This is a genomic window from Actinospica durhamensis (genome assembly GCF_018139695.1).
GTDB lineage: Bacteria > Actinomycetota > Actinomycetes > Streptomycetales > Catenulisporaceae > Actinospica > Actinospica durhamensis.
The window spans coordinates 1-23030 of record NZ_JAGSOG010000132.1; the positions used below are offsets into that span (position 1 = coordinate 1).

Consider the following 23030-nt stretch of genomic DNA (forward strand, 5'->3'; position numbering starts at 1 on the left):
CGTGCCCGCCGTCCACGCACCCGATCACTCCGGTCACCGCGTCGCTCCCGCCCTCGACCACGCCTCCGGTCACGCCCAGCACCACCCCGAGCATGTGGACCGGTCCGCACACCCCGCCCCCCGGCCTGGCGCACACCGGTGCCGATGTCGATGTCGCGCTCGGTGTGGCCGGCGCGGCGCTGATCGCGGGCCTCGGCCTGCGTCTGGCCGCCCGTCGCCGCGAGGAGCGGTAGACGCTCTGAACGTCGGTGGCGACCGAGTCGTCCACCCCTGCCCGCACCAAGCCGACCCCGGCTGATTCCGGTGCGATGTCACTCTGAAGGGCGGTTCTCACCCGGAACCGCCCTTCGGCGCGTCCGCGCGGTCATACGATCGCCCCGTTCGTACCGCGGGCGGCGCCGGCGGTATCGCCCTGCCGGAGGTGACGCCGTGTCACGGTCGCAGCCCGTCCTCGACTTCCGCGGCGGCGGGGACGGCCGCGGGGACGGCGCCGGTGAGCCCCCCACCCGCCGGCGCCGCACCGCCGGCCCGGCCGGGCGGGCGCTGGACCTGGTCGGCGAGCTCGTGCTCACCATCGGCCTGCTGTGCGGGCTCTACCTCCTCTACCTGCTGTGGTGGACCAACGTGAGCGCGGGCATGGAGAACCGGGCCGCCTCCGAGGCCTTCCAGCACACGCTCTCCTCGGCGTCCGCCCCGTCCGCCGCGCCCTCGGACTCGCTGACCGACGGCACCTCGTTCGGCTTCCTCTACATCCCCGCGCTCGGCTCGGGCTGGCGGGCGCTGCTGACCCAGGGCACCGAGCGCGAGCAGGTGCTCAACACCGGCGCGGTCGGCCACTATTCGAGCCCGGCGACGGCGATGCCCTGGGACGCCCGTGGAAATTTCGCGGTGGCCGGACACCGCGACGGGCACGGCATGATCTTCCGCGACCTCGACCAGCTGCGTCCGGGCGACCGGGTGTACGTCCAGACCCTCTACGGCTGGTACGTCTACCGGCTCGACCGGGAGGCCGCCTCGGTGCCGATCGACGACGTCTCGGTCCTCGATCCGATCCCGGTCGGATCCGGCTACACCGCGCCCGGCCGCTATCTGACCATGACCACCTGTACGCCCATGTACGTAGACAGCCACCGCCTGGTCTGGTGGGGAACGCTGGTGGAGACGACGCCGCGCGGCACGGTCCCGGCCGGACTGGCCCAGGGCGCCCCGTGATCCGGTCGGCCCGCCTCCGCTCGGCGCGATTCCCGGACGCGGCACGGGCGTTGATCGAGTCCTGACGTCAGGGCACGCACCCGCCTTGAAGGGCCGCGCGAGGGTGTGGCCGCGCCGGGGCGCACGGGCGCTCATGGGTGGAAATCTTGCCTTTCCTTGACCTACCGTTGGTCTGGTGTCCGCCGGTCCGAGCCGGGTGGGCCACGGCCGAGGGGGGCCTGGGGTGAGCCACTGCCGTACTCCTGCGCATGCGCGTGCCGCGACGGGGCAGGAGTTCATCCGGCTTCTGCTAACGTGTCGCAGCCGCGACGGGCGACGAGGCCCGCAGCGTCCGCCGACTCCTTCCCGGAGGTATCCATGAGCGCCACCATGCGACGTGCGGGCGTCTCGCCCGCCGTCACGCGGGGCGAGGCCGCGCCCACGGCCAGACCGAGCGTCCCGTTCACGGTGCTGATCCCCAGCTACAACGAGGCCGAGAACGTCGAGGCCCTGTTGTCCGGGCTCGCCGAGGCGCTCGAGGGCCTGCCGCTGGCCCGGCTACTGTTCGTGGACGACTCCAGCGACGGCACCGACACCCTGATCAGGGAACTGGCACCGGCCAGCGGCCTCGAGGTCGCGGTGCTGCACCGGGAGGCGCCCACCGGCGGGCTCGGCGGGGCCGTGGCCGCAGGCCTTGCGATAGCCGAGACGCCCTGGTGCGTGGTCATGGACGCCGACCTGCAGCACCCGCCCCGGCTCGCCCCGGCGCTGGTGGCCGAGGGAGAACGCTGCGACGCGCAGCTCGTGGTGGGCTCGCGGTACCTGGACGGGCATCGCGACGAGGGGTTCAGCCACCCGATCAGGGCCCTGGTATCGGCCGCGTGCACACGGCTGGTGCGGCTGACCTTCCCGCGCGTGCTGGCCGGCATCACCGACCCGATGAGCGGGCTGTTCGCGGTCCGCCGGGACCTGTGGGAGTCCGCGCAGCTCCAGCCCGACGGCTACAAGATCTTGCTGGAACTGGCCGTGCGCACCCGTCCCAGCACCGTGGCCGAACTGCCCTACCGCTTCCAGCCCCGCCACGGCGGCGCCTCGCACGCCGGAATGGCCGAGGGGCTGCGCTTCCTGCGCCACCTGACCGTGCTGCGCGCCTCCGGCACCCGGGCCCGGATGGTCGCCTTCGGCCTCATCGGCGCCTCCGGCCTGATCCCCAACCTCCTCGCCACCTGGGCCCTGGTGCGCTGGAGCGGCGTCGGCTACGTGGCCGCGGCGGTCCTGGCCAACCAGGCCGCGATGCTGTGGAACTTTCTGCTGATCGACCTGCTGCTCTTCCACCACCGCCGCAGCGGCCACTGGGCCTGGCGGCTCGGCCGCTTCGCCGTACTGGCCAACTTCGACCTCGTCGGGCGCATCCCGCTGCTGTCGTTCCTGGTGCGGGTGGTGGGCCTGGGACCCGTCTGGTCCACCGGCGTCACACTGCTCGCGGCCTCCGCGGTGCGCTTCGTGGTGACCGACCGGCTGTTCTACCGCCGGGACGGCCGGGCCGCGATCACCCTCGAGCCCGGGCCCCTGGCCGAGTCCGCGGTCGAGACCCCCTGATCCCCGCCCGGCCTGGGCCGGGACCGTCGTCGAAGGCGTGATTCGATGTTACTGTCCGATCCATGGCATTGATCGACCTGAGTCTGGATGAGCTGCGCGAGTACCGCCCGCAGCGCCCCGAACCCGAGGACTTCGACCAGTTCTGGACGGAGACGCTCGCCGCCGCGAACACCCACCCGATCGCGGCGAGCTTCGAGCCGGTGGACACCGGGCTGCGGCTGGTGCACGTGGAGGACGTCAACTTCGCCGGCTACGGCGGCCAGCCGGTCAAGGGCTGGCTGGTGCGTCCGGCGCAGGCCGAGGGCCCGCTGCCGTGCATCGTCGAGTTCTGCGGCTACGGCGGCGGCCGGGGCCTGGCCCACGAGCAGCTGTTCTGGGCCAACGCCGGTTATGCCCACTTCCTGATGGACACCCGCGGCCAGGGCGGCGGCTGGCGCGTCGGGGAGACTCCGGACGACGGCGCGGACGGGGCCGGGCCGAGCATCAACGGCTACATGACCCGCGGCATCCAGTCCCCGGAGACGTACTACTACCGGCGCCTGTTCACCGACGCCGTGCGCGCGGTGCAGGCCGTGCGCGAGCACCCGCTGGTGGACGCCGAGCGGATCGTCACCGCCGGCGGCAGCCAGGGCGGCGGGATATCCCTGGCCGTGGCGGGCCTGGTGCCCGACCTGGCCGGCGTGATCGCCGACGTGCCGTTCCTGCAGCTGTTCCGCCGGGCCACCGAGATCACCGACGGCTACCCGTACAAGGAGATCGCGGCGTTCCTGGCCACCCAGCGCGACCGGGTCGAGCAGGTCTTCGCCACCCTGGCGTACTTCGACGGCGTCAACTTCGCCGCCCGGGCCAACGCGCCCGCGCTCTACACGGTGGCGCTGATGGACGACATCTGCCCGCCGTCCACGGTCTTCGCCTCGTACAACCACTACGCGGGCCCGAAGCAGATCACGGTCTACCCGTACAACGGGCACGAGGGCGGCGGAGCGTTCAACGCCCCCAAGCAGCTCGAGTTCGTGCGCAAGGTGCTGGGCGTCTAGGACAGGCCCTAGTCCCGGCGGTACATCAGGGCTCTGCGTGAACGGGAGCGGGGGTCGTCGCGGCGGCGCCCGCGGCGGCGCTCACTCGTCACTCGTCCAGTTCCAGCCGGATCCGGTCGCTCACCGGGCGGAAGCCGATCCGCTGGTAGAGCGCGTTGCTGGTGGGGTTGGCCAAGTCGGTGAACAGCAGCACCTCCTGCGCCCCGGCCTCACGCAGCACCCGGGCGACGGTCGCGGTGACGGCGCCCGCGTAGCCCCGGCCGCGGGCGTCCTTCGGCGTGTAGACCGGCCCGATCCGTCCGGCCCCGGCCACGATCGGCGCGTGCCCGGCCAGGGAGACCGGCCGGTCCGTCTCGTCGCACCAGAGCCAGAACGCGCCCTCCTCGATGCGTGCCCTGGCCACCCGCCGCGGCTCGGCCTGGACCCCGGCCGGCGGCGGATCTTGCACCTCGGTCCAGAACTCCTCCACGAACCGCGCGACCAGCGGCACGTCGAGCAGGTCGGCCCGTCTGACCCGGCCGGCCGGCGCCGGATCCGGCGGGATGAACTCCTCGAGCCGGTAGAGCCGATTGCGCTCGCCGATCCGCGGAGTCCTGCCGGTGCGGGCGATCCACGCCGCGGTGAAGGGCTCGACGACGGTGTCGGGCAGGTTGATCTGCCGTCCGTCCAGCCCCTTCGCCGGGTCCAGCAACAGATCCACGAGCGCGCGCGCCGCCTCGGCCGGGATGTGCGAGAGCACGTAGCCGAAGGGCGGGGTGCGCAGCAGGGCGCCACCCGGCCGGCCGTCCGGGCCGTGCCAGAGTGCGAACTGCGGGTCCGCGTCGCCGAACGCGTGCGGCCCGTGCGCCCGCAGCCGCTCGAACACGGTCAGCAGCAGGGTGTTCGCGGCCGGTTCGAGGGTCAGGTGCGGGACCGCCGTGTCGCCGAACCCCTCCACGCCGTCCGCGATGATCCAGGTGTCGCTGGTCTCGGACATGGCGCCATTCTCCCCGGCGGCGCGGGCGGGCGCAGCTGAAAATCCGTCGGGCCGCGCGGGGTCGTGTTCCGTCGCCGTCGCCCTCGACCGGCTCCGCTCAGGGCTTCAGCATCAGCTCATTGAGTTCACCGAAGTCGATCGCCCGCGCCACCGACGTGTACGTACCCGACTGCGCCAGTTCCCGGGCCGCCCGCTGCACCAGCCCGTACGCCGCCTCCGCCACCGCCGAGCCCAGGCTGACCCGGGCCACGCCGAGCCGGGCGAGTTCGGCCACGCTCGGGGTGCCCGGCTGCACCAGGACATTGACCGGCGCGTCGATCCCGGCCGTCAGCGCGGCGATCAGCTCCGGCGCGCAGACCCCGGGCACGAACACGCCGCTGGCCCCCGCGTCCAGGTAGGCCGCAGCGCGCGCCAGGGTCTCGTCGAGACGGCCGGACTCCGGTCCGATCCGGGACAGGAACACGTCCACCCGCGCGTTGAGGTACAGCGGGATCCCGGCCAGATCCGCGGCGGCGCGGGCCGCGGCCAGCCGCTCGGCCTGCTCGTCCACCGACCGCAGCGTGGCCGTCCCGTCGCGCCGCGAGTCCTCGATGTTCACGCCCACGGCCCCGGCCGCGAGCACCAGGCCGACGGTCTCGCCGACCTGCGCCGCGGTCGCGCCGAAGCCGCTCTCGATGTCGGCGCTCACCGGCACGTCCACCGCCGCGGCCACCCGCCGCACCAGGTCCAGCATCGGATCGCGGGCCAGGTGGTCGCCGTCCGCGGCGCCGAGTCCCCAGGCCACTCCGGCACTGGTGGTGGCCACGGCCGAGGCGCCGGTGGCCGCGACGATCCGGGCGCTGGCGACGTCCCACGCGTTGGCGAGGGCGAGCGGGGCACCGGGCACGTGCAGGGCGTGGAAGCGCAGGGCTTCGTCGTGCTGAGTCATGGCTGCATTAGATCGCTCGCCCGCGTCCCGGGCCAGCGGAAAACCGACGCCCTGGCCGGAGGTTCCCGGCCAGGGCGTCGGATCGTTCTCGTGCGGTCGAGCGGGCAGGAGGCTAACCCACCAGCAGCGTCGTGTTGCTGATCAGCGCCGGGCCGAGGGTGAACAGCCCCAGCTCGGCCAGGATCATCACCGCGAAGCCGATCGCGACGAAGCCGGTCGAGGTCCGCAGCAGTCTGCGCCGGCTCGCCACCACCGCGAGACAGGCCACCACCCACGGGATGAAGGCGAGCGCGTAGCGGGCCGAGACCATCACGAAGTACTCGTGGTTGGCCGCGAAGACCTGCAGTTCCACCACGATCGCTATCGCGCTGACCCCGACGAACGTGGCCAGGCCGAGCAGCCAGCCCCAGGAGTAGGACTTGCTCGCGGTCATCAGCATGAGCGGCGCGGCGCAGAACAGCACCGTCAGCAGCGTCGCCCAGATCACCACGGTCTCGCCGTTGATCTGCGGCTGCAGCTGGTACATCGTGGCCAGGTGCTGGAAGGTGTTGAACAGGTTGCTCAGCATGTCCCCGGCCTTGGAGCCGGTCAGCGCCTGACCGTTCGCCTTGTTCGGGTTCACCCAGTTCGCCACGCCGCGTCCAGCCTGCCAGTGCGTCCAGGCGAGGTAGACCGCGCCGAAGGAGGCGACGATCACCCCGGCGACCAGCGCCGCGCGCCGGACCGCCGTCCAGTCCCGCTTGCGCGCCGCGACGATCGCGACGAAGCCGAGCACCGCCGCGACGATCAGTATGGGCATGCCGTTGAGCGTCTTGGTGGCGCTGGAGAGCACGGTGACCACCAGCGGCAGCACCCAGCCGGTCTTCTTGTCGATCAGGTAGCGCGCCAGCACGTACAGTGCCGCGGCCCCGCACAGCGCGGCCGGCGCGTCGCTGGTGATCTGGGTGCACGAGGCCAGCACTCCCGGCACGAGGGGCAGGAACACCGCCCCCGCCGCCGCGTACTGCCAGGCGGCCCGGAAGCGCCGCAGCGCCAGGTAGAACACCATCATCGCGAGGAACAGCCAGATCGCCCCGATGGCGCGGCCTATGGTGATGAAGTGGTGCGAGCCCGGAACGACCACGCTGATGGCCCGGGCCAGCAGCCCCGTCGTCGTGTAGTAGAGCGGCGGGTCGTCGAAGGTGTAGTCCTGCTGCCCCGCCTTGAACGAGGAGGTGTACCCGGTGCAGTCGGACTTCCCGGTCGTGCCGGAAAGATCGTGGCAGTACCACTCGTAGCGGATCTCCGGCGCGATCAGCGTGCCCTTCGCCGGCATCTGCAGCGTGGACGCGCGGTACGCGTAGTCGGCGTGCGGCCCCTCGTCGGTGATCGACAACTGCGGCGCGCGCGCCACCGCGATGAACACCATGGTCATCGCCACGGCCGCCAGACCCAGCGCCACCAGCAGGAACCGCCGCAGCGGCTCACCCGCGATCGTCCGGCCGCCGTGCGCGTCGGGAGACGGCGGCTCCGGCTGCTCGGTCCGGTCCTCGTGAAGTACGTTAGCCGTCATCAGTCAGTATCTGCCTTCGCAGCGAGCATGGACCGCCCTAACGTAGGGCTTGTGGCTTAACTAAAGTTGAGAACGCGCCCGACCTTCGGAAATGCGACATATGAGGTCACCGTGGGTCGAGTCGTCTTCGCCTCTCGGCAAGAGAGCCTTCCAGATTCTGCCTGACTGTGGCGGTGGGGCGGTGATTCTCGCCGAGTATCCGTACGCAGTCGTCCAGTAGCGAGGAGTAGGGGCGGACGGCGAACTCGGGATTTCCCGCACGATGCGTCAGCGGCCTCCACGCTAACCGATGGCGCCGACGCGCTGCGGGAAAACAGCGAGGCCGCAGCCGGACGGCCGCGCCCATACCTCGTCAGGCTTCTGACGCTTGACCTGCCTGCGTTCGGCAGTGAGCGTGGAACCTGTGCAGAACGAGCCGATCCGCCGGTATGACGCGGGCCCGCAGCCCCTCGGCCAGACTCGGGCCGCGCGGCCCGGGCTTCCCCGCCCGGGACACGGAGCCGTGTTCATGTACTGCGACCGTCATGGGAACTGGTCTGCCAACTGGGCCGACGACTATCCCGAACCGGATTCGGCCGGCGCGCGGCACGGCATCGTCTACTTCGAAGGGGAAGGCACCTACGACGAGGTCGAGACGTGGGCCCGTGCCCAGCCGGCTCAAGCCTGGTACGTCGCCTACCCCGCGTGTGCCGTGCCGGGATGCCCACCGGACAAGATGATCGGCTACCAGCCGCTCCCGCCGATTTCCTAGATCGGGACATGGCCGGGGCAGGAAACACCGGGACATGACCGAGGCATGGCTCGGACATGCAAAAGGCCCCTCACCGCGGTGAAGGGCCTCAAGTGCCTGCTATATCGAGTGTGCCCCCGGTAGGATTCGAACCTACGCCACCGCCTCCGGAGGGCGGTGCTCTATCCCCTGAGCTACGGGGGCGGCAACGCAAGAACTGTACCAGTTCCCCGGAACGACCAGCGCACCGGTTTTCCCGGCGGTACCGTGTCAGATGTGGCCGACGCACCTGAGTTCTCCCCGGAAACCGCCTGTGAGCTGCGTGATCCCTCCGGCCGACCGCGGTCGCCGCGGGTGCTCGTGGTGGACGACAGCGAGGTCATCCGGCAGCTGATCGCGGTGAATCTGGAGCTCGAGGGCTTCGAGGTGTTCCTGGCCGAGGACGGGCAGGACTGCCTCGAGCAGCTCGGCTCGCTCGCGCCGGACGCGATCAAGCCGGATGCGATCACGCTGGACGTGGTGATGCCGCGGCTGGACGGGTTCGCCACGCTGGCACGGCTGCGCGGGGCGGCGGCGACGCGGGAGCTGCCGGTGGTCATGGTGACCGCGTGCGCGCAGGAGAGCGATCTGGCCCGGGGGCGGGAACTGGGAGTACAGGCCTACTTGACCAAACCGTTCGATCCGCAGGAGCTGGTCCGTACGGTCCGGAAGGTAGTCTTCAGTCGAGCTTCAGCTTTTTCCGCCGGAGCCCGCCTTCCCGACACTTCCTACAAATAGACTGTGTGACCATGACCCTAGCGTCCGACCTTGAATCCGCAGGTGCGCCCACGGACACGGCGCGCGAGACGGCGTGCGACACGGCGAAGACGGCCGGGGCGGAGCCGAGCCTGGCCGAGCTCTACCTGCGCACCGCGCACCGCATCCGGCGGCGCTCGGCGCCCTCGTACGACCAGTTCGGGTTGACCGAGGCACAGGCCAGGGCGCTGCGGGTGATCTCGCGCTACGAGCGGCCGCGGATGGCGGACCTGGCTCAGGCGCTCGAGGTGGTGCCCCGCTCGATCACCTCCATGGTGGACACGCTCGAGTCGGCCGGGTTCGTGGCCCGGCAGAACGACCCGACCGACCGGCGCGCCACCATCGTGGTGCTCACCGACGCCGGGCAGGACGTGCTCAGCCGGGTCGGGCGGATGCGGGCCGAGGCCGCGGAGCAGCTGTTCGCCAAGCTCGGGCCGGCCGAGCAGGGCGAGCTGCGCCGGATCCTCGAGGTGCTGGACGCGGGCGAGGAGCCGCTGCCGCCGCGCCGAGGTGGCGGCGGACGACACGGCGGGCGGCACGGCGGGCGCTGACGGGTCTTGCCCGTGCCTCGCACGGGCTCCGCGTCCGCAGGCCGGGCGGATTGGGGCCGGACCCGCGTGGTCCCGTAGCCTTGACCACGTGACCCCCGCAGAACTCTCCGCCACCGTCCTCTCCGCGATCCGCGCCAGCGTGGACGCCGGGGAGCTTGTCCTGCCCGCCGACGTCCTGGCTTCGCTGGAGGTCACGGTCGAGCGGCCGAAGAACCGCGAGCACGGCGACTACGCCACCAACGTGGCCCTGCGCCTGGCCAAGCCCGCCGGGCTCGCGCCGCGCGACGTGGCCGCGCTGCTCGCGATCCGCCTCGGGCAGACGGCGGGGATCAAGAGCGCGGAGATGGCCGGCCCCGGCTTCCTGAACATCACCTTCGACGCCGCGGTGCAGGGCGAGCTGGCCCGCACCGTCGTCCAGGCCGGGACCGCCTACGGGCACACCGACACCTTCGCCGGAACGCGGATCAACCTCGAGTTCATCTCGGCCAACCCCACCGGACCGATCCACATCGGCGGCGTGCGCTGGGCCGCGGTGGGCGACTCGCTGGCCCGGATCCTGCGCGCGAGCGGGGCCGAGGTCGTCTCCGAGTACTACATCAACGACGCCGGCACCCAGATCGACAAGTTCGCCGCCTCGCTGCACGCCGCCGCGCACGGCCGGCCGGTGCCGGAGGACGGGTACGTCGGGGAGTACATCGGCGAGATCGCCGCGCAGATCCTGCAGCTGAACCCGGGCGTGCTCACCCTGCCCGAGGACGAGCAGCTGTCCGTCTTCCGCACCACCGGCCTGCGGCTGATGACCGATCAGATCAGGCAGTCCACCGAGGACTTCGGCACGCACTTCGACGTCTGGTTCTCCGAGCAGTCCCTGCACGACTCCGGCGCGGTGGCCCAGGCCATGGACCGGCTGCGCGAGCAGGGGCACGTGTTCGACCAGGACGGCGCGGTCTGGCTGCGCACCACCGACTTCGGCGACGACCGGGACCGGGTGCTGGTGCGCTCGAACGGCGAGACGACCTACTTCGCCTCGGACGCCGCCTACTTCCTGAACAAGCGCGACCGCGGCTTCTCGCCCGCGATCTACCTGCTCGGCGCGGACCACCACGGGTACGTGGGCCGGCTCAAGGCCATCGTCGCGTGCGCCGGATCGGATCCGAACAAGGACATCGAGGTCCTGATCGGGCAGTTCGTGAAGATGCTCAAGGACGGCGAAGAGGTCCGCATGTCCAAGCGGGCCGGCAACATCATCACGATCGACGACGTGGTGGACTGGATCGGCGTGGACGCGGCGCGCTACGCCCTGGTGCGGCAGTCGACCGACTCCAACATCACCCTGGACATCGACCTGCTCACCAAGCAGGCCACCGACAACCCGGTCTACTACATCCAGTACGCGCACGCGCGGATGTGCTCGGTCAAGGCGAAGGCCGCGCAGCTGGGCATCGACAAGGGCGCGCCGGAGGACTTCGACCCCTCGCTGCTGACCCACGTGAAGGAGAACGAGCTGCTCGGCAAGCTCGGCGAGTTCCCGCGGGTGATCGCCAAGGCCGGCGAGCTGCGTGAGGCGCACCAGGTCGCGCGCTACCTCGAGGACCTGGCGGGCGACTTCCACCGCTTCTACGCCGAGTGCCAGATCCTGCCGAAGGGCGACCTTGAGCTGCCGATCGGGCTGACCCGGGCCCGGATGTGGCTGGCCGAGGCGACGCAGACGGTGCTCGCCAACGGCCTGAGCCTGCTGGGCGTCTCCGCGCCCGAGCGCATGTGAGCCCGCGAACCGCGACAGCCCGCACCGAGTCCCGAGGGGGAGATCGATGAGCCGAGCCGCGCATCCGGCCGGACCGCGTTACGCCGACGTCCTGACCGCCGGCGGGGTCAGCGCCCCGCCCGCCGACCTGAACGCGCTCGACCCGAAGGTCTGGCCGATCACGGCGGCGCGCGACGAGGAGGGGCAGCTGACGCTCGGCGGGCTCGGCGTGGCCGAGCTGGCGCGGCGTCAGGGCACGCCCGCCTACGTGCTCGACGAGGCGGACTGGCGTCGCAGGGCCCGTACGTGGCTGGCCGCGTTCGGCAGCTACGACCCGCAGGAGCCGCCGGTGCACTACGCCGGCAAGTCCTTCCTGTCCAAGGCGGTCGCGCGCTGGGCGGCCGAGGAGGGTCTGGGCCTGGACGTGTGCTCCGGCGGCGAGCTCGCGGTGGCGCTGGCCGCCGCGTTCCCGGCGCACCGGATCACCTTCCACGGCAACAACAAGACCGTCGCCGAGCTCGGCCGGGCGCTGGACGCCGGGGTGGGCCGCTTCGTGCTCGACTCGCACGAGGAGATCGACCGGCTGGCCGCCGCCGCGATCGAGCGCGAGACCACGGCCGCGGTCATGGTCCGGGTCACGGTCGGGGTCGAGGCGCACACGCACGAGTTCATCGCCACCGCGCACGAGGACCAGAAGTTCGGCTTCTCGCTGGCCGGCGGCGAGGCGGCCGAGGCGGTGCGGCACGTGCTGAAGTTCCGGGCCGGCGGGAAGACGCCGCCGCTGGAGCTGGTCGGGCTGCACTCGCACATCGGCTCGCAGATCTTCGACACGGCCGGCTTCGAGACGGCCGCGCACCGGGCGGTCGGGCTGCTGGCCGCGATCCGCGACGAGCACGGCCTGGTGCTGCCCGAGCTCGACCTCGGCGGCGGCCTCGGCATCGCCTACACCAGCGAGGACGACCCGCAGGACGCGTTCAGCATCGTGGCCGCGCTCAAGGCGATCGTGGCCCGCGAGTGCTTCGGCTACTCGCTGCCCACCCCGCAGATCACGGTGGAGCCCGGCCGGGCCATCTCCGGGCCGCCCGGGGTCACGCTCTACGAGGTCGGCACGGTCAAGCCGCTCGAGGGGCTGCGCACCTACGTGTCGGTGGACGGCGGGATGAGCGACAACATCCGCACCGCGCTCTACGACGCCGCCTACACCTGCGTGCTCGCCTCGCGTACCTCCGAGGCCGAGCCGATGCTCGCGCGCGTGGTCGGCAAGCACTGCGAGGCCGGGGACATCGTGGTCAAGGACGCCTGGCTGCCCGCCGACGTGCGGCCCGGCGACCTGCTCGCGGTGGCCGCGACCGGCGCGTACTGCCGCTCGATGTCCTCGAACTACAACCACGCCCTGCGTCCGCCGGTGCTCGCCGTGCTCGACGGCGCGGAGCGGGTGCTGGTGCGCCGGGAGACCGAGGACGACCTGCTCGCCTTGGATCTCGGTTAACGCGCCTAGAGTTATCTCATATCCAGTCTCACCCACTGGACGGTAGGGGACGTCCCCCCGACCGAGGGGTGAGACTAGGCAGACACCGGCTGGACACGAGAGGTTTCGGATCATGAGCGAGCGCCCACTCAAGGTGGCGTTGTTGGGCTGCGGGGTCGTCGGCTCCGAGGTGGCCCGGCTCATGACGACGACCGCGGACGACCTGGGCGCGCGGATAGGCGCCCGGGTGGAGCTGGCCGGGATCGCGGTGCGCCGCCTCGGCCGCGCCCGCGACCTGCCGGTGGACCCGGCCCTTTTCACCAGCGACGCGCACGAGCTGGTGTCCCGGCCGGACGTGGACGTCGTCGTCGAGGTCATCGGCGGCATCGAGCCGGCCCGCAGCCTGATCCTGGCCGCGATGGAGAACGGCGCGAGCATCGTGACCGCGAACAAGGCCCTGCTGGCCGAGCACGGCGCGCAGCTGCACGCGGCGGCCGAGAAGCACGGCGTGGACCTCTACTACGAGGCCGCCGTGGCCGGGGCCATCCCGCTGCTGCGCCCGCTGCGCGAGTCCCTGGTGGGGGACAAGGTCAAGCGGGTGCTCGGCATCGTCAACGGCACCACCAACTTCATCCTGGACCGGATGGACAGCACCGGCGCCGGCTTCGACGAGGCGCTGGACGAGGCCACCGAGCTGGGCTACGCCGAGGCCGACCCGACCGCGGACGTGGAGGGCTTCGACGCCGCCGCCAAGGCCGCGATCCTCGCCTCGCTCGCCTTCCACACCAAGGTCACCGCCGCGGACGTCTACCGCGAGGGCATCACCCAGGTCAGCGCCTCCGACGTGGCCTCGGCCCGGGAGATGGGCTCGGTGGTCAAGCTGCTGGCGATCTGCGAGGTGGACGAGGCCCGCGAGTCGGTCACCGCCCGGGTCCACCCGGCGATGCTCCCGCGCACGCACCCGCTGGCCGGGGTGCGCGAGGCCTACAACGCCGTGTTCGTGGAGTCCGAGGCGGCCGGCCGGCTGATGTTCTACGGTCCCGGCGCCGGCGGCACCCCGACCGCGAGCGCGGTGCTCGGTGACCTGGTCGCGGTGTGCCGCAACAAGGTCAACGGCGGGCGGGCCCCGGCCGTGTCCGCGTACGCCGACCTGCGCGTGAGCGCGATGGGCGAGGCGCGCACCCGGTACCACATCTCCCTCGACGTGGACGACAAGGCGGGCGTGCTCGCGCAGGTCGCGCTGATCTTCGCGCAGCAGGACGTCTCCATCCAGACCGTGCGCCAGTCCGGCCGCGGCGAGGACGCCCGGCTGGTGGTGGCCACCCACGTGGCCACGGACGCCGCCCTGAGCGGGACCGTGGAGCGGCTGCGGGCGCTGCCGACGGTGCGCGCGGTGGCGTCGGTGATGCGGGTCGAAGGCGAATGAGAATCCCCGGTTCGACAGGAGAGCGAGCATGACGGTCCAGGCGGCTCAGCGCGTCGGGCGCCACTGGCGCGGACTGATCGAGGAGTACCGGGACCGGCTCCCGGTCTCGGCCGAAACGCCCGTGATCACGCTCGGCGAGGGCGGTACGCCGCTGGTGTTCGCCCCGACCGTGTCCGAGCTGACCGGCTGCGAGGTGCACCTCAAGGTCGAGGGGATGAACCCGACGGGTTCTTTCAAGGACCGCGGCATGACCATGGCCATCTCCAAGGCCGCGGAGGCCGGGGCCAAGGCCGTGATCTGCGGGTCCACCGGCAACACCAGCGCCTCGGCGGCCGCGTACGCGGTGCGCGCCGGGATGATGTGCGCGGTGCTGATCCCGGACGGCAAGATCGCCATGGGCAAGCTCAGCCAGGCGCTGGCCCACGGCGCGAAGATCCTCCAGGTCGCGGGCAACTTCGACGACTGCCTCACCATGGTGCGCGAGCTCGGTGAGAACTACCCGGTGGCCGTGGTCAACTCGATCAACCCGGACCGGCTGGCCGGCCAGAAGACGGCCGCGTTCGAGATCGTGGACGAGCTCGGCGACGCGCCGGACGTGCACGTGCTGCCGGTGGGCAACGCGGGCAACATCTCCGCCTACTGGATGGGCTACTCGGAATACGCGCGCGACAGGATCGCCACCCGCCGGCCGCGGATGTTCGGCTTCCAGGCCGCGGGGGCGGCCCCGTTCGTCTCCGGCGGGCCGGTCAGCCACCCGCAGACCATCGCCACCGCGATCCGCATCGGCAACCCGGCGTCCTGGGATCTGGCCATCGCCGCGCGCGAGGAGTCCGGCGGCCTGATCGAGGCGGTGACCGACCGTCAGATCCTGTCCGCCTACCGGCTGCTGTCCTCGCAGGAGGGCGTGTTCGTGGAGCCGGCCAGCGCGGCGGGCGTGGCCGGACTGCTCAAGCTGGCGCAGGAGGGCCGGCTCGAGCGCGGGCAGCGGATCACCGTGACCGTCACCGGCAACGGGCTCAAGGACGCGGACTGGGCCATCAACGGCGCGCCGCAGCCGCCCAAGGTGGCCTGCGACGTCGTCTCCGCGGCCGGGGTGCTGGGGCTGGCGTGAGCCCGGTGCACGGTATGTTCGCCCCCGGTCCGGTCACCGTCCGGCCGCCGGCCACCAGCGCCAACCTCGGCCCGGGTTTCGACGCGTTCGGACTCGCCCTCGAACTGCGCGACGAGGTCACCGTCGAGGTGATCCCCGCGGGGCTCGAGGTCACGGTCGAGGGCGAGGGCGCCGGATCAGTGCCCTTGGACGATACACACCTGGTCGTCAGGTCCCTGCGAGAGGCGTTCGACCGGCTCGGCGTGCAGCCGCCCGGGCTGCGGGTGCACTGCGTCAACCGGATCCCGCACGGGCGCGGCCTCGGCTCCTCCTCGGCCGCGATCTGCGCCGGGGTGATGGGCGCGCGGGCCGTGGTGGCCGACGGCGAACTGCGGATGGACGCGTACGGCGCGCTCGACCTCGCCACCGAGCTCGAGGGCCATCCGGACAACGTCGCGCCCTGCCTCGTGGGCGGATTCACCACCGCCTGGATGGACGCCGACGGCCAGGTGGACGTGCTGCGCTCGGAGCCGGACGAGAGCGTCTCAGCGATCGTGTTCGTCCCCTCCACCCCGCTCTCCACGCACGTGGCCAGGGGCCTGCTGCCCAAGGAGGTCCCGCACGCGGACGCGGCGTTCAACGCCGGGCGCGCGGGTCTGCTGGCGCTCGCGCTCACCTCCGCGCAGCTCGATCCCGAGCGTCGTAGGGAACTGCTGTACGCGGGCACGGCCGACCGGCTGCACCAGGATTACCGCGCGCCCGCGATGGAACCGAGCGCGGCGCTGATCGGGCGGCTGCGCGCGGCCGGGCATCCGGCCGTGGTCTCCGGCGCGGGGCCGTCCGTGCTGGCCTTCGGCGTGGCAGGAGCGGCCGCGCTCCGGGCGTCGGAGTATGCTCGCAGCGGAAACCCGGCGGTGGGTACGCCCTTTGTCGCCGCGGTGCTCCCGGTCGCCGCCCGCGGGGTGGTCGTCGACGGAGTCCGGGCCGGTCAGCGGGACAGGTGAGTGGGCAGCACCGGCGAAACGCCGGGGGCACGGAAGGTGGGGAATGCCACAATGGCGAGAAAGTGTTAGTCTGGGTGTCGCAACCGGTGTTCGCGGCGGTACGCGGGCTGGAATTCGCATGACAGTCACCGCTCCCACCGCGCAGTAGAACTCCGTTGCCCCCTCCTCCTGGCAGTCCCGTCGCGGTCGTTCCGCGCGCGGCGCGCTACGTCGCCCGTGCCGACACCCCCGTCGACGGCCAGGCCTCGAAACCCATGGTCCTCGGCTCCGTCCGCTTCGCGGCGCAGGCCGAGGGCACGACCGGTCGCCGCATCGGCTCATGCCGCGCGGTGCCCGCTCCAGGGAAGGACCCTTCGTGAGCGAAACCACCGAACTGACCACCGCACGCCGCCGATCCACCGGCGGCGGTCCCGGCCTGGCCGGACTGCTGCTGCCCGAGCTTCGGCTCAAGGCCTCCGAGCTCGGTATCAAGGGCGCGACCCGGATGCCCAAGAGCGCGCTGATCGAGGCGATCGAGCAGCACGGCGGCGGTGTGCAGTCGGAGCGGGAGCAGCCTTCCCGCGGCGGCAAGGGCGGCGAGTCCGCCGAGCCGCAGGAGGCGGGCTCCACGGAGTCCGCCCCGCGTGAGCGCACCCGGGGCCGTCGCGCCTCGGCCCCGCAGCAGCGCATCCCGGAGCAGACCCGTCCGGCCGCCGAGGCCCCCGCCGCGCAGAACGCGTCGGCGCCCGCGGCCGAGGAGCGCACCGAGGCCCAGGCTCCGCCCTCGCGCCGGTCCCGCCAGCAGGCGGCCTCCGCGGTGGCCGTGGCCGAGGCTCCGGTCGTGCAGAGCGCGCCGGCCCAGGCGCAGCAGCCGCAGACCCAGGACAAGGACAAGGCTCCGGCCGCGGGCGGCGAGCAGAACGGCGCCGACGGCCAGCGCCTGTCCCGCCGCGAGCGTGAGCGTGAGCGCCGCCGCGGCCGTGACGGCCAGTCCGAGCGCGGCGGCGAGCGTGAGCGCGAGCGCGGAGACCGCGGCGGCCAGTCCGAGCGTGGTGGCGAGCGTGCCCCCGAGCGCGAGCGCCGGGGCGGCCAGCAGCAGAGCGGCGGCCGCGACGGCAACCGCGACAGCGTGCAGAACGACGACCGGGGCAACCGGTTCCGCGAGCGCGGCCGAGGCCGGCGCGGCCGCGACGGCTTCGAGGGCGTCAACCAGGTGCCCGAGCCGCAGTTCGCCGAGGACGACGTGCTGATCCCGATCGCGGGCATCCTGGACGTGCTCGACAGCTACGCGTTCGTGCGCACCACCGGCTACATGCCCGGGCCGAACGACGTCTACGTCTCGCTCGCCCAGGTGCGCCGCTACGGCCTGCGCAAGGGCGACGCGATCGTGGGCTCCGTGCGCCAGCCGCGCGAGGGCGAGCGCCGGGAGAAGTTCAACGCCCTGGTGCGCCTGGACTCCCTCAACGGCCTCGCGCCCGACCAGGTGGCCCAGCGCCCCGACTTCAACAAGCTCACCCCCCTGTACCCGCAGGAGCGGCTGCGCCTGGAGACCGAGTCGGCCAAGCTGAGCACCCGGATCATCGACCTGGTCGCGCCGATCGGCAAGGGCCAGCGCGGTCTGATCGTCTCCCCGCCGAAGGCGGGCAAGACCATGGTGCTGCAGGCGATCGCCAACGCGATCACCACGAACAACCCTGAAGTGCACCTCATGGTCGTGCTCGTGGACGAGCGGCCGGAAGAGGTCACCGACATGCAGCGCTCGGTCAAGGGTGAGGTCATCGCCTCCACCTTCGACCGTCCGGCCGAGGACCACACGATCGTCGCCGAGCTCGCCATCGAGCGGGCCAAGCGCCTGGTCGAGCTGGGCCAGGACGTGGTCGTGCTGCTCGACTCGATGACCCGCCTGGGCCGCGCGTACAACCTGTCCGCGCCCGCCTCCGGCCGCATCATGTCCGGCGGTGTCGACTCGACCGCGCTCTACCCGCCGAAGCGCTTCTTCGGCGCCGCGCGCAACATCGAGAACGGCGGCTCGCTGACCATCCTGGCCACCGCGCTGGTGGAGACCGGCTCGAAGGCCGACGAGGTCATCTTCGAGGAGTTCAAGGGCACCGGTAACCTGGAGCTCAAGCTGGACCGCCGGCTGGCCGACAAGCGCATCTTCCCGGCCGTGGACGTCGACCAGTCCGGTACCCGCAAGGAGGAGATCCTGCTGGGTGCCGAGGAGCTCGCCATCATCTGGAAGCTGCGCCGGGTGCTGCACGCACTCGACCAGCAGCAGGCGATGGAGCTTCTGCTGGACCGTATGAAGAAGTCCAAGTCCAACGCGGAGTTCCTCATGACGATCCAGAAGACCGCGCCCGGCGGCGGAGAGTAATCCCCCCCATACGCACCCTCACTGCCACGGTGGAAGGGCGGGAATACCCGGCCTTCCACCGTTGTAGGATGGTACGTCGGTCCCGGTTCCCGTAGCGCACTCCCGCGCAGCGACCCGGCGGCCCCGAGAAACTAGGAGCACCTATGAAGCCCGGTATCCACCCGGAGTACGTGGCCACGACTGTGACCTGCGCCTGCGGCAACTCGTTCACCACGCGTTCGACCGTGGCCAGCGGCAAGATCAGCTCGGACACCTGCTCGCAGTGCCACCCGTTCTACACGGGCAAGCAGCGCATCCTCGACACCGGCGGCCGGGTCGCCAAGTTCGAAGCGCGCTTCGGTAAGAAGAAGTAGCGCGTCGGACGGCGCCAGCGTGCGGGATGCTCCCGCAGGCTGGCGCCGTCTCGCATGTGCGGCCCTGTGCCGCTGACCCGTTGATCCGCTGACCTGCTGGCCGGATGACCGAAGGATGTAGGAACCAAGGTGTTCGAGGCGATTGAGGAACTGCTCGTCGAGTACGGGGAGCTCGAGACGCGCCTGGCCGACCCCGCGGTCCACACCGACCAGGTCCTGGCCCGCAAGCTCGGCAAGCGCTACGCCGAGCTGACTCCGATCGCGGAGGCCTACAAGTCCCACCAGGCCAACGCGCTGGACATCGAGGCCGCGCGGGAACTGGCCGCGGAGGACCCGTCCTTCGCCGAGGAGCTGCCCGCACTTCAGGCGCGGCGCGGGGAGCTGGAGGCGAAGCTGCAGGCGCTGCTGATCCCCCGCGACCCGAACGACGAGAAGGACGTCATCCTCGAGATCAAGGCGGGTGAGGGCGGCCAGGAGTCGATGCTGTTCGCGGGCGACCTGCTGCGCATGTACCTGCGCTTCGCCGAGCGCCAGGGCTGGAAGATCGAGCTGATCGAGTCCACCGACTCCGACCTCGGCGGCTACAAGGACGTCTCCCTCGCGGTGAAGTGGCGTGGCACGCCGCAGCCCGGCGAGGGCGTCTGGGCGCGGCTGAAGTACGAGGGCGGCGTGCACCGGGTGCAGCGCGTGCCGGTCACCGAGTCGCAGGGCCGCATCCACACCTCCGCCGCCGGCGTGCTCGTGCTGCCGGAGGCCGAGGAGGTCGAGGTGGAGATCAACCAGAACGACCTGCGCATCGACGTGTTCCGCTCCTCCGGCCCGGGCGGGCAGTCGGTCAACACCACCGACTCCGCGGTGCGCATCACGCACCTGCCCACCGGCGTGGTCGTCTCCTGCCAGAACGAGAAGTCGCAGCTGCAGAACAAGGAGTCCGCGATGCGGATCCTGCGTGCGCGACTGCTCGCGTTCGCCCAGGAGGAGGCCGAGAAGGAGGCCTCGGACGTGCGCAAGAGCCAGATCCGCACGATGGACAGGTCCGAGCGCATCCGCACCTACAACTTCCCCGAGAACCGGCTCTCGGACCACCGCACCGGATTCAAGTCCTACAACCTCGACCAGGTGCTCGACGGGGATCTCGACGCGGTGATCCAGTCCTGCGTGGACGCCGACCTCGCCGCGAAGCTGGCTGGGCAGGGGGATTGAGTAGCCGATGACCACCCCCGCCGAGACCCCGGCAACGGCGCCGGGCCTGAACCTGCTGTTGTCGGAGATCGCACTCGCGGCCGCCCGGCTGGCCGAGGCCGGGGTGGACTCTCCACGCGCGGACGCGGAGGAACTGGCCGGGTGGATCCACGGCGTCACCCGCGGCCGCCTGCACACCGTGCCGGACCGCGACTTCGACGCGCGCTACTGGGAGGCGGTGGCCCGGCGCGAGAACCGCGAGCCGCTCCAGCACATCACCGGCCGCGCCTACTTCCGCTACCTGGAGCTGGCCGTGGGCCCCGGCGTGTTCGTGCCGCGGCCGGAGACCGAGGTCATGGTCGGCTGGGCGATCGACCGGCTGCGCGAACTCGACATCGCCGAACCCCTCATCGTCGACCTGTGCTCAGGCTCCGGCGCCATCGCGCTGGCCATAGCGCAGGAGGTGCCGCGCGCCCAGGTGCACGCGGTGGAACTGTCCGACGATGCGATCGAATGGACCCGGCGCAACGTCGAGGGCAGCCGGGTGACGCTGCATCAGGCGGACGCGCGCACGGCCCTGCCCGAGCTCAACGGCCAGGTGGACCTGGTGATCTCGAACCCGCCGTACATCCCGCTGACAGAGTGGGAGTATGTGGCCCCTGAGGCGCGCGACTACGACCCCGAACTCGCCCTGTTCTCCGGCGCGGACGGCCTCGACATGATCCGCGCGCTCGAGCGCACCGCGCACCGGCTGCTGCGGCCCGGCCGCTGGCTGGCCGTGGAGCACTCGGACCAGCAGGGCGGCTCGGTGCAGCGGATCTTCCTGGAGGAGTACGGCTGGGTGGAGGCGGGCGATCACCGTGACCTGACCGGCCGTCCCCGCTTCTTCACCGCCCGCAAGGACGGACAACGGCCGTAGGATCGGCATCCGCGGGGCGTCAGAGCGCCGCGACGACCAATCGATGGAGGGCTGAGAGACCGTGAGCCGCCGCTACGACTGCGCCGACCCGGACCAGCGCGCGACCGGACTGCGCGAGGCCGGCGCGACGATCCGCCGGGGCGACCTGATCGTGCTGCCGACCGATACCGTCTACGGGATCGCGGCCGACGCGTTCTCCAGCCCCGGGATCGCCAAGCTCCTCGCGGCCAAGGGCCGCGGCCGGGAGATGCCGGTGCCGGTGATGGTGGGCGCCCCGAGCACGCTGCACGGGCTGGTCTCCCGGTTCCCGGAGAACGGCTGGGACCTGGTCGACGCGTTCTGGCCGGGCGCGCTGACCATCGTGGCCCGCCACCAGCCCTCGCTGCAGTGGGACATCGGCGACGCGCGCGGCACGGTCGCGCTGCGGATGCCGCTGCACCCGGTCGCCATCGAGCTGCTGACCGCGACCGGCCCGCTCGGGGTGACCTCGGCAAACAAGGTCGGCCAGGCTGCGCCGGTGACCGCGTCCGAGGCGCAGGACCAGCTCGGCACCCTGGTGGACGTCTACCTCGACGGCGGCCAGACCGTCGACGCGGTGCCGTCCACGATCGTGGACCTGACCGGCGACGCGCCGCGGCTGCTGCGCGAGGGCGCGCTCACCTTCGAGGAGATCGCGAAGGTGGCGGCCAACCTCACCCGCTGAGGCCCGAGGCCGTACATACCGACGAGAAGGGGCTGTCCCCGGTGCACCGCACCGGAGGCAGCCCCCTTTCGCATGCTCACCGCAACGGCGTTCAGCCGAGGTTGAGCACCTGGCCCGGGTAGATCAGGTCCGGGTTGGAGCCCACGACGGAGAGGTTGTCGTTGTACAGCGTGTGCCAGTCGGAGATGCCCTCCTTCTGCGCGATGCCCGAGAGGGTGTCGCCGGAGACCACGGTGTAGGTGCCCGAGCTGTCCGAGGACGAGCTGCTGGAGGTGCTCGACGTGCTCGACGAGGTGCTGCCCTGGTCGCTGCTCGAGGAACCCGAGTTGTCGGAGCTCGAGGAGCTCGAGGAGCTCGAGGAGCCCGAGTTGTCCGAGCTGGACGAGGAGGAGCTGGAGTTGTCCGAGCTGGACGAGGAGCTGCTGGAGCTGTCCGTCGAGCCGGAGGTGTTGGTGCCGCTGTAGGTGGTGCCGCTGTCGGCGTAGGCGCCGCAGACCGGCCACGCGCCGATGCCCTGACCGGCCAGGACGGCCTCGGCCACGATGATCTGGTCGGCCTCGCTGGCGTCGTTGGCGTACTGGGCGTAGGAGCCGCCGCCGTAGGCGAGCCAGGTGGACTCGGAGAACTGCAGGCCACCGTAGAAGCCGTTGCCGGTGTTCGCGGCCCAGTCGCCGCTCGACTCGCAGTTGGCGATCGCGGTCCAGTTGACCGAGTCGGCGGAGGCGGTGCCGGCCATCATGACCGGGACGGCGATCGCGGCACCGGCCAGGGTGGCGGTGGCGACGGCACGTCGGGTGAAAGACGGGGTGATGAGCTTGTGCCTGGGCATGCTGAAGTCTTTTCCTCTCTCCCACGCCGGCGAAGTGAGCTGTCGGATTCGGGCCGGAAGAAAATGGCCCTACGACCGGGAGAAATGATCTCTCCAGGAAGATTCACCCCGAGCCTGTGAGCTGCGTCAATGCGCTGCTTCCAGGCGAGAATGGGTCCTCCGCTCCTGCCCTTTATTCAGTTGGATTCGCGGGTCGATGGGCAGGATTAGGCGTTAACGACCCGCGTCCGGAAATTTGGACGACTTCGACCGTAGGACACCTATCGCCCATATTTCAAATTCGTGAACGATATGTGAGTACGTCATCACCTGGCGTTTCGAAATGTTCGGAAATCTCACGGGATGCTCTTCATGAATCACACTCGGTCGATTCTGCGAGCATTCAGATGCCGAGCGTGACGGCGCATTCCGGGCGGACGCGCGCCGCCGGACGAGCCCCCGGCGCCCGCCGCTCGGCGATGCGAGACCTTTGCCCTAGTGCCAGACCGTGCAGGCGTGCTTAGTGTGGAGGAGTCCCCCTCACGCACCTGCCGGTTTCTCTCCCTTTCCTCCTTTTAGGAGCGTGGCCCATGGTCCCCGTCGCCGCTCCCACCCCCGCCG

21 protein-coding genes, 1 tRNA gene and 1 riboswitch are annotated in these 23030 nt (G+C 71.4%); of the genes, 17 read left to right on the plus strand and 5 right to left on the minus strand.

Going from position 1 to position 23030, the window contains the following annotated elements; genetic code table 11:
* The 4 genes from KDL01_RS23360 to KDL01_RS23375 form a co-directional block, all read left to right on the plus strand.
* Window positions 1-233: LPXTG cell wall anchor domain-containing protein (locus tag KDL01_RS23360; RefSeq protein ID WP_212530717.1), on the plus strand; the 233-nt coding region annotated here is incomplete at its 5' end.
* Between the two features lie 196 nt (window positions 234-429).
* The gene (locus tag KDL01_RS23365) at window positions 430-1212 is read left to right on the plus strand and encodes a class E sortase (RefSeq protein ID WP_212530718.1); all 783 of its coding nucleotides are present in this window, start codon (window positions 430-432) and stop codon (window positions 1210-1212) included.
* A gap of 357 nt (window positions 1213-1569) precedes the next feature.
* Window positions 1570-2790, plus strand: coding sequence for a glycosyltransferase (locus tag KDL01_RS23370; protein WP_212530719.1), 1221 nt, complete (start codon window positions 1570-1572; stop codon window positions 2788-2790).
* Window positions 2791-2852: 62 nt separating this feature from the next.
* Entirely contained in the window at window positions 2853-3827 is a 975-nt protein-coding gene (locus KDL01_RS23375; RefSeq protein ID WP_212530720.1) for an acetylxylan esterase, read from the plus strand.
* Between the two features lie 88 nt (window positions 3828-3915).
* On the opposite strand, the gene KDL01_RS23380 is transcribed toward KDL01_RS23375, so the two are convergent.
* The 3 genes from KDL01_RS23380 to KDL01_RS23390 all read right to left on the minus strand — a co-directional run bounded on the left by KDL01_RS23380 (window position 3916) and on the right by KDL01_RS23390 (window position 7283).
* Complete coding sequence (locus tag KDL01_RS23380) at window positions 3916-4803, minus strand: GNAT family N-acetyltransferase (RefSeq protein WP_212530721.1); 888 nt, start codon at window positions 4801-4803, stop codon at window positions 3916-3918.
* Window positions 4804-4900: 97 nt separating this feature from the next.
* Window positions 4901-5731: an isocitrate lyase/PEP mutase family protein gene (locus tag KDL01_RS23385; protein ID WP_212530722.1), complete on the minus strand. Its 831-nt coding sequence runs from the start codon at window positions 5729-5731 to the stop codon at window positions 4901-4903.
* A 112-nt stretch (window positions 5732-5843) separates the two neighbouring features.
* Entirely contained in the window at window positions 5844-7283 is a 1440-nt protein-coding gene (locus KDL01_RS23390; protein WP_212530723.1) for a glycosyltransferase family 39 protein, read from the minus strand.
* 388 nt (window positions 7284-7671) lie between these two features.
* Here KDL01_RS23390 and KDL01_RS23395 point away from each other — a divergent pair, with 388 nt between their 5' ends.
* Window positions 7672-8034, plus strand: a complete 363-nt coding sequence (locus tag KDL01_RS23395) for a hypothetical protein (protein WP_212530724.1) — start codon at window positions 7672-7674, stop codon at window positions 8032-8034.
* A 111-nt stretch (window positions 8035-8145) separates the two neighbouring features.
* Here the strand turns inward: KDL01_RS23395 and KDL01_RS23400 are convergent.
* Window positions 8146-8217 (minus strand) — tRNA-Arg (locus tag KDL01_RS23400).
* Window positions 8218-8289: 72 nt separating this feature from the next.
* Between KDL01_RS23400 and KDL01_RS23405 the strand changes: the two genes are divergently transcribed.
* From KDL01_RS23405 to KDL01_RS23460, 12 genes are all read left to right on the plus strand, one after another.
* Window positions 8290-8790, plus strand: coding sequence for a response regulator (locus KDL01_RS23405; protein WP_212530725.1), 501 nt, complete (start codon window positions 8290-8292; stop codon window positions 8788-8790).
* 11 nt (window positions 8791-8801) lie between these two features.
* A complete protein-coding gene (locus KDL01_RS23410) occupies window positions 8802-9359 on the plus strand; it encodes a MarR family winged helix-turn-helix transcriptional regulator (protein WP_212530726.1) in 558 nt (185 codons plus the stop codon).
* Between the two features lie 88 nt (window positions 9360-9447).
* Complete coding sequence (gene argS / locus KDL01_RS23415) at window positions 9448-11124, plus strand: arginine--tRNA ligase (protein WP_212530727.1); 1677 nt, start codon at window positions 9448-9450, stop codon at window positions 11122-11124.
* Window positions 11125-11170: 46 nt separating this feature from the next.
* On the plus strand, window positions 11171-12592 hold the full coding sequence (lysA, locus tag KDL01_RS23420) for a diaminopimelate decarboxylase (protein ID WP_212530728.1): 1422 nt from the start codon (window positions 11171-11173) through the stop codon (window positions 12590-12592).
* A gap of 112 nt (window positions 12593-12704) precedes the next feature.
* Window positions 12705-13997, plus strand: coding sequence for a homoserine dehydrogenase (locus KDL01_RS23425; RefSeq protein ID WP_212530729.1), 1293 nt, complete (start codon window positions 12705-12707; stop codon window positions 13995-13997).
* Window positions 13998-14025: 28 nt separating this feature from the next.
* On the plus strand, window positions 14026-15108 hold the full coding sequence (thrC, locus tag KDL01_RS23430; RefSeq protein WP_212530730.1) for a threonine synthase: 1083 nt from the start codon (window positions 14026-14028) through the stop codon (window positions 15106-15108).
* A 14-nt stretch (window positions 15109-15122) separates the two neighbouring features.
* Entirely contained in the window at window positions 15123-16091 is a 969-nt protein-coding gene (gene thrB, locus KDL01_RS23435; protein WP_212530737.1) for a homoserine kinase, read from the plus strand.
* A 355-nt stretch (window positions 16092-16446) separates the two neighbouring features.
* Complete coding sequence (gene rho, locus KDL01_RS23440; protein ID WP_307846538.1) at window positions 16447-18444, plus strand: transcription termination factor Rho; 1998 nt, start codon at window positions 16447-16449, stop codon at window positions 18442-18444.
* A 143-nt stretch (window positions 18445-18587) separates the two neighbouring features.
* Complete coding sequence (gene rpmE, locus KDL01_RS23445; protein WP_212530732.1) at window positions 18588-18797, plus strand: 50S ribosomal protein L31; 210 nt, start codon at window positions 18588-18590, stop codon at window positions 18795-18797.
* 129 nt (window positions 18798-18926) lie between these two features.
* Entirely contained in the window at window positions 18927-20000 is a 1074-nt protein-coding gene (gene prfA, locus KDL01_RS23450; protein ID WP_212530733.1) for a peptide chain release factor 1, read from the plus strand.
* Window positions 20001-20046: 46 nt separating this feature from the next.
* Entirely contained in the window at window positions 20047-20898 is an 852-nt protein-coding gene (gene prmC / locus KDL01_RS23455; RefSeq protein WP_368861631.1) for a peptide chain release factor N(5)-glutamine methyltransferase, read from the plus strand.
* A gap of 61 nt (window positions 20899-20959) precedes the next feature.
* A complete protein-coding gene (locus tag KDL01_RS23460) occupies window positions 20960-21601 on the plus strand; it encodes an L-threonylcarbamoyladenylate synthase (protein ID WP_212530735.1) in 642 nt (213 codons plus the stop codon).
* Window positions 21602-21692: 91 nt separating this feature from the next.
* Here KDL01_RS23460 and KDL01_RS44720 read toward each other — a convergent pair whose 3' ends face one another.
* The gene (locus tag KDL01_RS44720; protein ID WP_212530736.1) at window positions 21693-22430 is read right to left on the minus strand and encodes a LysM peptidoglycan-binding domain-containing protein; all 738 of its coding nucleotides are present in this window, start codon (window positions 22428-22430) and stop codon (window positions 21693-21695) included.
* 9 nt (window positions 22431-22439) lie between these two features.
* A riboswitch (cyclic di-AMP (ydaO/yuaA leader) is annotated at window positions 22440-22631 on the minus strand.
* Window positions 22632-23030: the final 399 nt, after the last annotated feature.

Excerpts from the sequence above, each read along its gene's own strand:
- KDL01_RS23380 (WP_212530721.1), bottom strand. The coding sequence starts at position 4,803 with ATGTCCGAGACCAGCGACACCTGGATCATCGCGGACGGCGTGGAGGGG.
- KDL01_RS23375 (WP_212530720.1), top strand. The coding sequence starts at position 2,853 with ATGGCATTGATCGACCTGAGTCTGGATGAGCTGCGCGAGTACCGCCCG.
- KDL01_RS44720 (WP_212530736.1), bottom strand. The coding sequence starts at position 22,430 with ATGCCCAGGCACAAGCTCATCACCCCGTCTTTCACCCGACGTGCCGTC.
- KDL01_RS23410 (WP_212530726.1), top strand. The coding sequence starts at position 8,802 with ATGACCCTAGCGTCCGACCTTGAATCCGCAGGTGCGCCCACGGACACG.
- thrC (WP_212530730.1), top strand. The coding sequence starts at position 14,026 with ATGACGGTCCAGGCGGCTCAGCGCGTCGGGCGCCACTGGCGCGGACTG.
- thrB (WP_212530737.1), top strand. The coding sequence starts at position 15,123 with ATGTTCGCCCCCGGTCCGGTCACCGTCCGGCCGCCGGCCACCAGCGCC.
- lysA (WP_212530728.1), top strand. The coding sequence starts at position 11,171 with ATGAGCCGAGCCGCGCATCCGGCCGGACCGCGTTACGCCGACGTCCTG.
- rpmE (WP_212530732.1), top strand. The coding sequence starts at position 18,588 with ATGAAGCCCGGTATCCACCCGGAGTACGTGGCCACGACTGTGACCTGC.
- KDL01_RS23370 (WP_212530719.1), top strand. The coding sequence starts at position 1,570 with ATGAGCGCCACCATGCGACGTGCGGGCGTCTCGCCCGCCGTCACGCGG.
- KDL01_RS23385 (WP_212530722.1), bottom strand. The coding sequence starts at position 5,731 with ATGACTCAGCACGACGAAGCCCTGCGCTTCCACGCCCTGCACGTGCCC.
- KDL01_RS23390 (WP_212530723.1), bottom strand. The coding sequence starts at position 7,283 with ATGACGGCTAACGTACTTCACGAGGACCGGACCGAGCAGCCGGAGCCG.
- KDL01_RS23425 (WP_212530729.1), top strand. The coding sequence starts at position 12,705 with ATGAGCGAGCGCCCACTCAAGGTGGCGTTGTTGGGCTGCGGGGTCGTC.